This is a genomic window from Sporosarcina sp. SAFN-010 (assembly GCF_059415065.1).
Genome location: NZ_JBPFDS010000010.1, coordinates 1 through 12,291, shown reverse-complemented (window position 1 = coordinate 12,291; position 12,291 = coordinate 1). Strand labels below are relative to the sequence as shown.

Annotated in this window: 7 protein-coding genes and 1 riboswitch; of the genes, 5 read left to right on the top strand and 2 right to left on the bottom strand. The window is 38.3% G+C overall.

The annotated features are described in order from the left end of the window. Window positions 1-255 precede the first annotated feature (255 nt). The gene (locus tag ACR65F_RS11940) at window positions 256-840 is read right to left on the bottom strand and encodes a DUF3238 domain-containing protein (protein WP_440504601.1); all 585 of its coding nucleotides are present in this window, start codon (window positions 838-840) and stop codon (window positions 256-258) included. A gap of 234 nt (window positions 841-1,074) precedes the next feature. Here ACR65F_RS11940 and ACR65F_RS11935 point away from each other — a divergent pair, with 234 nt between their 5' ends. From ACR65F_RS11935 to ACR65F_RS11920, 4 genes are all read left to right on the top strand, one after another. Next, the gene (locus tag ACR65F_RS11935) at window positions 1,075-1,548 is read left to right on the top strand and encodes a MarR family winged helix-turn-helix transcriptional regulator (protein WP_440504523.1); all 474 of its coding nucleotides are present in this window, start codon (window positions 1,075-1,077) and stop codon (window positions 1,546-1,548) included. A 573-nt stretch (window positions 1,549-2,121) separates the two neighbouring features. Continuing rightward, entirely contained in the window at window positions 2,122-2,289 is a 168-nt protein-coding gene (locus tag ACR65F_RS11930) for a hypothetical protein (RefSeq protein ID WP_440504522.1), read from the top strand. Further along, entirely contained in the window at window positions 2,286-2,792 is a 507-nt protein-coding gene (locus tag ACR65F_RS11925; protein ID WP_440504521.1) for a DUF2165 family protein, read from the top strand. The genes ACR65F_RS11930 and ACR65F_RS11925 overlap by 4 nt, the downstream gene beginning before the upstream one ends. Window positions 2,793-3,009: 217 nt before the next feature. After that, window positions 3,010-5,094 (top strand): methyl-accepting chemotaxis protein, encoded by a 2,085-nt coding sequence (locus tag ACR65F_RS11920; RefSeq protein WP_440504520.1) that lies wholly within the window; start codon window positions 3,010-3,012, stop codon window positions 5,092-5,094. Window positions 5,095-5,229: 135 nt separating this feature from the next. Here ACR65F_RS11920 and ACR65F_RS11915 read toward each other — a convergent pair whose 3' ends face one another. Next, entirely contained in the window at window positions 5,230-5,667 is a 438-nt protein-coding gene (locus ACR65F_RS11915) for a general stress protein (protein ID WP_440504519.1), read from the bottom strand. A 290-nt stretch (window positions 5,668-5,957) separates the two neighbouring features. Then, window positions 5,958-6,041, top strand: a riboswitch (cyclic di-GMP riboswitch). Window positions 6,042-6,180: 139 nt separating this feature from the next. Between ACR65F_RS11915 and ACR65F_RS11910 the strand changes: the two genes are divergently transcribed. Continuing rightward, on the top strand, window positions 6,181-12,021 hold the full coding sequence (locus ACR65F_RS11910; RefSeq protein ID WP_440504518.1) for an NPCBM/NEW2 domain-containing protein: 5,841 nt from the start codon (window positions 6,181-6,183) through the stop codon (window positions 12,019-12,021). The last annotated feature ends 270 nt before the right edge of the window (window positions 12,022-12,291 follow it).

Here is a 12,291-nt window from a genome sequence, read left to right as displayed (position 1 = left end):
TGTGCATGGTTCAATTAAGAATTGATCCGATTAATGTAGTGCGCAGGCAACGCTTATATTTGTACTAACTGATTTTTTAGCCATCATTATTCCCACCATCGCATAATATCTGAAACTGAAAAGAACGCAAAAAAAATCCTATGCTTGTACAAAACTCATACAACATAGGAAACAACTAATTTTCGTACTCTCTTGGCAGGAACCAATCCCACATAATACTTCTAATTTATATCCTCTTAACTCAAGTATTCCAGTTTATAATGTCTTTTTGAAACTATACTCCATCTTACCAGCCATAGCTGCTGGTGTATCACCAGTTTTCCTAGGATCATGAGTATGAATTTGTTCAAAAGGACCAAAATTAACTTGTTTATAGAATTCATAACAAGGAAATCCATCATGTTCTCCTTGAATCTCGGCACTACCATCTTTATTTACTTGTACAGTTAATAGGTAGTCAACAGGAGGAGCATATACATTTAATGGGTTGCTAGCACTTGCACTCATTTGAAATTGAACATCATCAGAACTCCATATGATATTCGTACAAATAATACCTTCTGTGCTTGCTTTCCCTTTCCTGAAGTCAATAGAATTATCTGGATTAGTAACTTTTTCAGTTGTAATACCAGTGTTCGCATATAAGAAAATTTCTTTCTTATAAAAATCTACAACGACTTCTTGTTCAACTCTGGAACGCATTGTGTTCACTGCATATGGTGTGAATTCACGAGAGTCGCCTTCGAATTGGATTACTTTCCCTGTTTCAATGTCCTTCTTAGGTTCAGTCCAAGACACTGGAATAAACACGCTTGCTCTGATTTTAACGATACTAGTCATCAAAAACACCTCTGCAATTCTAATTTTATTTTGGGGAATAAAATCTTGAGAAAACAAATCGTATTTCTTTCGCATACGAATGTTAGCCATGATAATCCCGATAATTTATTTACATTTTGTGGAAACATGTTTCTGTTTTGTATCATAGTCAACTTGATTGACCATATTATGTAGAGTACAATGAAACCAAAACAAAGTCAACCTGGTTGACTTTGTTCAGAGGAGGTTTACTGCATGAATGATCAAGTATTTAGTGATTTAGATCTTACATCACTTTTATCATTATCCTATAACTCTACAATCAATGAACTACATGAAAAATTAAGCGAATTGGGATTTGATGATATAAGACCTGCACATGGTTTCATGTTTAAATGCATCATTCCTAATGGAGCCACAGGTATAGAAATATCTGAGTACTTAGGAATTACTAAGCAGGCTGTCAGTAAAATGGTGGATTTTCTCGAGAAAAGTGGTTATGTAATGCGTCAAACTCATCCCACTGATAAAAGAGGGAAGATTATTGTTTTGACTGAACGAGGTTGGTTAGTTGTGAAAGCGAAAGAGAAGATATTAACGGAGATTGAGGGACGTTGGAGTGCAAAAATAGGTAGTGAACGAATGCAAGTGCTCAAAGGAGATTTATTAAAAATAATATTTAAAGAAAACGAAGGTGAATATTCTTCGTTTTCAAGACCTATTTGGTAAAAATTTAGCTTAAAAGAGGACTTTTAAAGTGTATATAAATTAGTACTAACAGGTGCTTAAAATTGCTGACAAAAGGACTGAAAATCAATTCGATTTCCAGTCCTTTTGTGTTTTTAATGATACTGTTTTCAGGAAGAAGTGGGAGCTATGAACACGGAGAGAGAAGCGAGTCCGCTAAATGGATACGCTCTTAGCGACAATCAACTTTTTCAAGTTATATTCCATTGTTAAAGAAAAATGACTGTTGGTTAACACAAAAATTTCTGGAGTTAGCCCGGAGTCTGAAAAACATTCAGAGTGGATGTTTTTTGTGCATAACTTGTAGGTGATAAATAGGAGTTGAAATTCTATTAAGAGTAGGGGAGTACGTTCTTTTTCTTAGTTCTCCAGTGGATTATAAGCTTATATATCTATAAAAAAGAATATAGAATTAAACGGACTTTATAATTAATATGAATACCTATTAATAAACTTATTACCTAAACTCTCTAGAATAAGTTATTGACTAAAGTAATGGATAGGAGTAGTTTAATTTAGAAGTTATGACCTGGATATATGGAGAGGACGATAGTGATGGTTGAGTATCATATAGAGAGCATTGAAGTGCATCACGGGCGCGAGGGGATTTCACTTGCTGAAGATTATGGGCAGCTCATGAATCTTTCAGGATTATCTCTGAGTGAGCGACGGATCGACCTCATATTTGAAAGGGAAAAAAGAAAAGGAAGTGGCATTATATGAATACGATTGCATTGAGATTATTGAAGACGGTTACCTTATTACTCGCAGGACTTTTTGGATTTTTTGTATTTGCAGGAAACTTGATGGATTATAATTCAAATTATGAATTTGTCCACCACGTACTTTCTATGGACACAACGTTTGAAGGGAACTCATTGATGTGGCGTGCGTTTGAAAATACGACCGTACACACCATTGCTTATTGGGGATTAATTATCGCTGAAGGAATTTTTAGTGTACTTGCTTTCATCGGTGTTTATCATATGTTGAAAAATATTAAGTCTCCTGGACGGAAATTCAATCAGTCTAAGGCATTTGGCTACTATGCATTCATTCTTGGATTTGCAATTTGGTTCTTTGGCTTCGTCGTTATTGGAAGCGAGTGGTTTGCTATGTGGCAATCACAAATTTGGAATGGCAAAGAGACCGCAATGGATATTACTTCCGTGTGGATCGGATTCGCTATTTTACTAGCGCTCAAAGACGAAGATTTAGACGCATGATTAGTTTGACTCAGACACTTGCGAAGTTCTAAGTGCTGAGGTTGAGATTGGAGTGAAAACCCTTGGATTGAGCAATCAATCGAAGGGTCTTTGTATGAAAAGAGATCACATCAGGTCTGAGAGTGCACTTGAAATTTATAAGAAATGAATAGTTAAACATCTAAAGAAATAAACCGATAATACATTTGAACTAATACTTAAAGAGGTGAAAAGAACTATGAAAAAAATGGGAGTTTTTCAAAGGAATTTAATACTGACCTTGGTAATTTCAATCTCTGTGCTTGTCATTGCAATTGTTTCTTTAAATTATATTCGAACACAAGAGAGCTTAGAGGTTGAAAAAGAGCAAACAGAAAAGCTGATTGAGGAAAATTTACTGAGCGTTATTGAAAGTTCGGATGTAGCCTATTCGATAATTGAACAATCACTTTCAGGAAAAATGGAAGCATATACAAAGATCCTTCAAGAGGAATACCAAAAGAACCCGAATGTTGAATCTTGGGATCTTGAATCATTCAAGAAGAGATTTGATGGGTTTGATATCTTTATGATGAATGATCAATTTGTCGTCAAATATGCAACAAGAGAAGCAGATTTAGGACTTGATTTAAAAGAGTTTGGGCTAAAAGATCTCTTGCAGCAGCGAATGGTTGCAGGTGTTTTTGTTGCGGATCGTCTGGAAATCAGTGCAGCTACAAAAGCAACGAATAAGTTCAGTTATACACCTACGCCCGATAAAAAATATATGATTCAAATTGCAGCAACCGCCGATCAGTTTTCGGATTCGATTCAATCGATGGACTTAGAAAAAGTGACGGCTGATTTAAAAAAGAAACATGAGTATGTGAAAGATATCGGTATCTATACGATCGACATCGATGGTGTACCGTCTTATTCGATGAATAAGAAAGATGATAAGGGAGAGGCTGCGCTCCTGCCTAAGTCACTGATGAAAGCAGGGACAAAGGCAATTGGTGACAATAAAGAAAAAGTCATCAATAACCTGAGTGGCGAATCAGGTCTGTCCCATAAATTGATTCCTCAAATCGATCTAGATGCGAGTGAGGATAATGCATTTCGACAATCACGCTTACTGTCTTTAACGTATGATGCAAACTATTACAACAAAAGATTGCAAGCTAATAACATAACTTCAATCGTGATGGTTGTCGTTTCAATAATTGTTTCTGTCTTATTATCCATCGTTATTGGACGCCGAGTGTCGAAGCCAATCCATGAGTTCAGTCATGTTATTGATCAGACTGCTAAATTGAATTTCACTAAAAATGAGCATGTAGACAACTTGCTTACACGAAAAGATGACTTTGGTGTATTGGCTGAACAGTATGAAGAGATGCTCGTATCGGTACGGGGAGCTTTCGAAAAAGTCATTGACTCTTCAGACCAATTACTAGCTATGTCGAGCGAATTCACTGCCAGTGCGGATGAAACGAAAATTGCTTCTGTTCAAATTTCTGATTCCGTCCAAGAAATGGCGTATGAAACAGAAAACCAAACACAATCTGTTCAACATGCGGTTTCGGATATTGGAACGATTAATCAGGAAGTAGATCGACTTTCTGAGAAAATTAGTAATGTGAATGAGCTTGTACAGCATACCGTTTCGATTTCAACAAACGGAAATGCACGTGTGCAAGAGACTGAAAAGAATATGGAACAAATCAATAGCTATACCAGACAGTCTAAAGAAACTGTCATTGAACTTCACGAAAAGTCTTCTAAGATTGAAAGCTTCTCAGTCTTCATTACCTCTATTGCTGACCAGACCAATCTGTTGGCACTGAATGCGGCGATTGAATCTGCCCGTGCAGGGGAAGCAGGTAAAGGGTTTGCAGTAGTTGCGGATGAAGTCCGGAAGCTCGCAGTAGAATCGAGTAGTGCTGCTAACCACATTAGCCAGCTCATCAGTGAAATCAAACAAGATATTTCACAAACTGTCGACAGCATGACAGATGGTTATGAAGCAGTGAAAAATGGAACTGCCTTAGTCAGTGAGTCGGGAGAAGCCTTTAGAAGTATTTTACTTGCAGTCCAGTCTGTCTCAGAACAGACAACTGAAGCGACAACGATTTCTACAGAAGTCGAGAACGTAATGGGGAATTTACTGAAATCCATTGAGCAGATCTCCTCGTTGTACGAAAAGTTAGCAAGCCACTCTGGAGAAATTGCAGCAACGACAGAAGAGCAAACGGCTACAGTTGAAGAAGTTGCTGCCGCTGCCAAGAACCTATCCGATATAGCGGAAGATTTAAAAGGTGAAATCGGTAAATTCACGGTGTAACTCGTGGATAGCCACCAAGTTACTTCAGAATATATCAATTGAAACATTAAGAAGGCAGCCAATCATTCAATTGGCTGCCTTCTTTTTAAAAGTGTTGACTGTGAGCGGTACAAAGATAAGATTGTAAATTCGTCTTCACTTTTCGGGATGAAGAAATACTAGGATCTTACCTTCCTGAACGTCTTCTGAATAGCGTTCGGATTCCTCATCAGGAACTCCGATTTCCATAAGTGCATGCTTTAATCCACCAGCACCCGAGCTAGCACCTACAACTGCTCCGCCAATAGTTGAAATAATAGGACCAGCAGCTAACACGGCGCCAAGTCCGGGAACCACTACTGCCGAAATCCCTGCAATTACGCCTGCTATCCCCAGTGTTCCACCAGTTAATGCCCCAGCGATGGCTCCATCTTTAGTGGACGGCTTTACTTCCTGTGTGAATTCAGGCAGATTTTTTGTATTTTTAGCAATCACTGAAATTTCCTCGGTTTTGTAGCCTCTCTCTCTTAATCGTTCAACAACTTCAACCACTTGTTGTTCGTTTTCATATACCTCAATATCGTAATTCTTCATTGTAAATTACCTCCTGTTTGCTTGAACAATGAATTCTATACCCCCTATTTAGTTTCTTTAGACACATTTCACTTTAACACTTTACTTTTCTAGAATTGTATTTCTAATTTGCAACTCTCGGGAATTGGTTTTTCAGTAATTTTCAATGAAAGTTACTTGGTTTTTATGTAAGTTAAACCAATATTAATATAAAACCCCCTTCCAACATTACCTGAAAACAAGCAACTTGAATCTAGTGCTATTTGTTCATGGTGTGGAACCAAAGGTATGATAGTATTTAAACTATAAAATAACTGAATAGGCAAACCTAAAGAAATTTAGGGACGCAAAGCTATAGGGACTAAGGTGTATCACTATGTCAGCCAGTTGCCGAAGAGTACACACTACTTTTTGTTTAGTAAAGTTAACTAACTGCTACTTGTTTTTTTGACTTTATATAATCCAAAGCTACTCTTTTTGAGTAGCTTTTTTTGTGCGCTCAGTAGGGAATATATTCATGAGGAGGAAAAGTATATGAAGATGATTGCGTTCGCAACAGCAGCTGCCTTGGCTCTTAACGTAGTCTGCAGTCCAATTTCTGTATTAGCAAATGTACAACCGCAAGAAGGATTAGTCATGCCTACTGTAGCAGAAAGTAACCAAAGTACCGGTATTGCATCGGTTCGAAAATTCGACTTGTACGGAAAAGCGAGTCTACCTGCATACGATGAAGTATTCAAAATGCCTATCTCGAATATAAAATCGATCACAAACAATGGAGGGAACTACTCAGGCTCTCCTATTAATCATGCGATTGACGGAGAACTGAAGACACATTGGGAAACAAATAAGCCGAATAGTGCTTCATTTACTAACGAAGTTGTGGTGGATCTTAACGAATCCACAACCTTAAATAGAATTGTCTATGCCGCGCGCCAATCCAGTGCAAAAGGAAAAGGCTTTGCACAAGAGTTTGAAATCTATAGTTCACAATCAGCCGATGGTAATGATTTCTCATTAGTTTCTTCAGGAGGTTACAACGGCTCAACAGGTGATGTAGTAGAAATCCAGTTTGCCCCGACGAAATTTAAGCGAGTTAAATTTGTATTCACAAAAGCTAACCAAGACTGGGCAAGCGCTTCAGAGTTTCAATTTTACAAAGAAGATTCTGTATCCGACAAAATGGAAACACTATTCACGGATGCATCGCTAAGTTCAGTTAGTGATCAGTTTAAAACGCTGGATGCGTTAACGAGATTGGATGCTGAAGCAAAGGGGCATCCGTTCTATCCTCAATTCAAAGAAGATATAGAGAATGCAAAAGTTCTCATTAACAAAGCGGAAATTGAATCTACTACAGCAGTAACTAAACCATTCCTGCATTATTCAAATGAAGCCTACTCTCAGTTTTTTAGAATGGATCGTCAAAACATCAAAGGGATTCGCAACAATGGTGGGCATTATGCGAGTGCCGTTATTGAAAATGCAATTGACGGCAACCTTAACACGTACTGGGAAACAAATAGAAGTAACACCAATGACTTTTCAAACGAAGTCGAAGTCGAATTTAAAGATAGCGTAACGTTAAATCGACTTATGTATGGGGCAAGACCTTCTGACCGAAAGGGGTTTGCTGAAGAGGTTGAAATTTATACTTCCAAAACATCCAAAGGAGACACCTATCAGCTTGTAGCAACAGGGCAGCATAATATGGTTGCTGGATTAGTTGAAGTCAAATTTGCACCAACCGAATTTAAGCGCGTAAAATTCAAATTTAAAAAATCTAACCAAAACTGGGCCACGTTATCGGAACTAGCCTTCTACAGTCAGGACCCGATAGAAGAGCAAGTCGCCAATCTATTCACAGATGGTCTTATGAATGAGTTAAAGCCGGAATTTGCTTCTATGGATGCAATTCAACAATTGGAGAAAGAAGTTGCGAAGCATCCTTTAAAAGAACAGTTACAACAATACGTAACAATGGCAAAAGACGTACTCAACAACGTACATGTTTCTAACGAATCAATCGTGATTGCATCGCAGCGGGGGAACTCAAGTACAGAAGCCAGCAAACATCAAATTGCCAGAACCTCGTTCTCACTAGATACATTTGGTAGATACGTAGTGCCAGGTGAGACAATCCAAATTACAGTTGAAGCAGATGAAAACGGCGTCATGCCAAATCTAGTTCTTGGTCAAATAGCTGATGATAAAAATGGATGGATTAGAAGATATGCGTTAAAACAAGGATTGAATCGAATAACCGTTCCAGCATTCGATAACATGAAGCCATCTGTTGCATATGTGGAAAACAATGCGCTACCAACTGAACAGTCATTTGCTCCAAAAGTAAGACTAGTTGGGGGAACTAAATTCCCTGTCTACTATCATGGAATAACAGATCCCGCAGCGTATGAAAAAGAATTGGAAGAATATGTAGAGAAAATCAGTGTGAACGACAACGACTTTGCAAACGGAAAACCGAATGATGTTGTGTATAACGTCTCTGAACTAGTGTCCGAAAATAATACAATTTCTACAAGTGCTGCGGGCGCTCTAAAGGGAATTAAAGAATTAAAAGGAACTGGGAAGACCGTATCAGACACGATGAAAGAATGGGAAATGATGTGGACCGAGTACCAAAAAATTAGTGGTGCTGTCGTGGATGATTCAGATCCAAGAAACCAATATTTCAATGCAAAGTTTACATCACGGGTATTCACCAAAGGGCCTTATGGTTGGTCGGATTGGGGATATACAGGATTTAACGGAGGGAATTCTCCTAGAAGAGATGATGGATTCTTTAAACAAATCGTGAAGCCATTTAGTGTACCTGGAAATGATGGATGGGCTTATTTTCATGAATGGGGCCATAACATTAATAACTCCACGATGGAACACACTGAGATAACGAACAACATCTACTCAGTAATTATGAGAAAGAAATTCAATAACAGCACAGAAGACCGTGTAGATTGGAATTCCATGTACAAAAGGTTTTCAGGTGAAACGGTTCAACATGGTTTCTGGACTTACTTAGGGGTACTTGAGCAAGTGCAATATTATTATGGCGAAGATAGTTATGGTAAGGCTTCCCGAATTGCTCGGACAAACCCTGAAGGTGTCATGAATGGATTAGGAAGTAATTTGCAACGATTAGTTGTGGGATTATCTTTAGCAACCGAAACGGACCTAACGGCATTTTTCGAAGACTGGGGTTACGTAACAGCTACCGCTAAGATGAAAGAGAAAGTCGCACACTTACCAAAACCAGATGTGAAGTTAGAGTACATGCATAGTTTAGGACGAGATTACGAAGGTAATGGGTTCTCAAAAGATGCAAAAGTTACTGCGCATTCAATAATTGCAAATCCAGATAAAAAAGAAATCAACCTGTCCTATGATATTGATGAAGCAAATAAGGGCGCTGCTATGGGATATGAAATCCTCCGTAATGGCAAGGTAGTAGGCTATACAACAGGAACTTCATTCATAGATAGAAACGTAGATACGAGTGTTCCTTATACTTATGAAATCGTCGCGTATGACAGGAAGTTAACTCCTTTAAAACCTGTGGAAGTTCACTCACAGCAACCGAACTTATCTGTAGAAGAACAAGTTACGTTAAGATTACATCAAGCGTTTGAGCCAATGGATTACGTAAACGCAACTTCGTTTTCCGGTCAAAACATTACCAAAGATGTAGTGATTAAATCAAATATGGTAGATGTAACGAAAAAAGGATCTTATGAAATTGTTTACGAAGTGAAGAATGCGAATTTAATCGAATCAAAGAAGACGAAGGTTACTGTAACAAGTGACTATGCCTATATCTCAGATATGAATGCTAAATCCGTTCAAACAGATTGGAGTTCATTGCAAAAAGATAAAGCAATTTCTGGAGGGCTTATCACACTACGAAGACAAGGTAGTGATGCGACGTATCCTAAAGGAATAGCCATTCATGCTAATTCTGAAGTTGTGTATGATATTGCTGGAAAAGGGTTCAACTTCTTTGAAAGTTATATCGGTATCGACCAATCTGTCAGAGGGCAGGGGTCTTCCGCAACGTTTGAAGTGTGGGTAGATGGAGAAAAGAAATTGGATAGTCGTGTATTCAAATCGGGTACGGAGCATGAATTTGTGAAAGTTCCCGTAACAGGTGCAAAAGAAGTAAAACTTATTACAACGGATGCGAAAGACAATGGGATTTCCTCAGACCATACAGTTTGGGCAGATGCAAAATTCACGAAAGATTCTAGTGAACCTACATTAAATGTATCTGAAGATCTCACGTTCGTTAAACTGAACAACAAGGACTTTACAATTTTAGATGGTGTAGAGGCGTTTGATAAAGAAGATGGGGATTTAATCGACGCAGTCAAAGTAACATCTAACGATTTCACTGTTAGTAAAACAGGCACGTACAATGTAGCCTTTTCAGTTACTGATAGCGATGGAAATAAGGTAACGAAGACGAAAGAAATCTATGTATATAGCGATACCACATTCGTAAGTGATACGCCGTGGATATCCGCACAAACAGCGTGGAGCACGGTGAAAAAAGATCAGGCTTCGTCTGGTGGTCCGATAAGGATACTAGTCAATGGTGCGACAAAGGAATTTACTAAAGGAATTGGAACCCATGCAAATTCATCTATTGTGTATGATCTTGCAGATGAAAACTACGATTACTTTGAGACACTCGTTGGTATAGATCGAAACATCGCTGAAAATAACAATTCAAGTGTGACATTTAAAGTACTAGCGGATGGTCAGGAAGTCTATAATAGCGGGGTTATGAAATATAATACAGAAGCAAAATTGGTAAGAGTTCCATTGAAAGGCGTTAAGGAATTAACGCTCATTGCAAATGATTCTAGTAATGGAAATGGATCCGACCATGCAAACTTTGCAGATGCTAAGTTTTATATTTCGAATGGACTGCCCCAGCTTACAATACCTAATTCGGTAGCAACTAAAGTGGGTACACCTATCGATTTAAGCGAAGTTTATTCTGCTGTCGATGCTGAAGATGGAGATTTAACAGCTCAAGTAAAAGTGACGGGTAGAAATCAGGTGAATTTTGAGCGAGCTGGTAAATATGAAATCACATACACTGTGGTAGATAGTGATGGCAATGAAGTATCTATGAAGCGATTCATATCCGTAGTAAATATGGAAGACTTCAACTATCTATCTGATTTCGAATGGAAGTCTACACAAAATAGCTATAGAACTCCTGTAAAAGACGAAGCAATCAGTGAACAACCATTACGATTAACAGGGAAGGACGGAAGTGTACAAGCCTATGAAAAAGGGATTGGTGCACACTCCAACTCAACAATCATTTATGATTTAACGGAGAAAGACGCCGATTATTTCACTTCATTTGTGGGGGTAGACCGACAGATGCATGGCTCAATCGGATCCGTCACATTCCAAGTTTTTGTAGATGGTGTGAAACAATTCGATAGTGAGATGATGCATTCTACAGATCCTCAGAAGTTCATTGAAGTAAAAACAGTTGGTGCAAAAGAACTCAAATTAGTCGTGACTGATGGCGGGAACGGAAATGGTTCAGACCATGCAACATGGGGTGACGCTAAACTCCATTTCGCGAACGGTGAAAGAGTGTACACGAAAGATTTAGTAGCTGCAGTTGAAGAGTCGAAAGCTATCGATTATGAGAAGTTTTCTACTGAGAGTATGAGTGTGCTCCTGAATAGTATTGCAAAAGCAGAAGAGATTCTTGCTAAAACACAAGTGACTCAACTAGAAATCGATCGTGCCCTTGATGCTCTCCTGCAGGCGAAGTCCGATCTAGTGGAACTAGACTTAACTCAAGTCATTACAGTACCTGATAAATACCTTAGAAATGTTATTCAGCAAAAACTAGGGATTACTGGGGAACTCACTCTAGGAGATCTGCATGCACTCACGACTCTTGAAGCACCTAATGCGAGAATCCAAAATCTTGAAGGCTTACAATATGCAAGAAACTTAGTTTCTCTAGATGTATCAGGAAATGAAATCACAGATTTTTCACCTCTGAAAAATCTGGAGAAACTGAAGACGATTATGGCACACCCTCAACTAGTGGCAGTGAAAAGCTTAAAAGGCCCTCAGCTAACTGTTGAGAACTTAGTGGAAGGGTTGGATGGTCAATATCTAAATCCTTATCAAATAGGCCTAAGAAATACAAAAACCAATGAGATAGTAACTGTAGATGTGGATCAATTCAAGCCAAATTCGGACCAGTTTACATTAGATTTTTCACAAGTAGAGAAAGGCACGTATATGTTGGTTATGGCTTATAAGTTAAAAGAAGATACAATCATTCAATTAACATATTATGTAGATCTTCGTAATTAATAATAAATAAGGGCTGTCCCGAAAGGTCATAATTATGACTTTCTGGGATAGCCCTTTAAGTTTGGTGACAATTAGTGGGATAGTTTACGGTGGTGATATCATTGTCAGCCGGAAAGTGATCATAACCCGGGGAAAGTTCTCATAAATCTCAAAAAGTGATCATAACCCAGGGAAAGTGCTCATAAATCGCAGTAAGTGAAGATAGTATAGAAAGTGGACACAATCCAATGAGCGTGTTTGGATAGAGAGAACATACTAACTGAACGGAGC

Excerpts from the sequence above, each read along its gene's own strand:
- ACR65F_RS11940 (WP_440504601.1), bottom strand. The coding sequence starts at position 840 with ATGACTAGTATCGTTAAAATCAGAGCAAGCGTGTTTATTCCAGTGTCT.
- ACR65F_RS11935 (WP_440504523.1), top strand. The coding sequence starts at position 1,075 with ATGAATGATCAAGTATTTAGTGATTTAGATCTTACATCACTTTTATCA.
- ACR65F_RS11930 (WP_440504522.1), top strand. The coding sequence starts at position 2,122 with ATGGTTGAGTATCATATAGAGAGCATTGAAGTGCATCACGGGCGCGAG.
- ACR65F_RS11925 (WP_440504521.1), top strand. The coding sequence starts at position 2,286 with ATGAATACGATTGCATTGAGATTATTGAAGACGGTTACCTTATTACTC.
- ACR65F_RS11920 (WP_440504520.1), top strand. The coding sequence starts at position 3,010 with ATGAAAAAAATGGGAGTTTTTCAAAGGAATTTAATACTGACCTTGGTA.
- ACR65F_RS11915 (WP_440504519.1), bottom strand. The coding sequence starts at position 5,667 with ATGAAGAATTACGATATTGAGGTATATGAAAACGAACAACAAGTGGTT.
- ACR65F_RS11910 (WP_440504518.1), top strand. The coding sequence starts at position 6,181 with ATGAAGATGATTGCGTTCGCAACAGCAGCTGCCTTGGCTCTTAACGTA.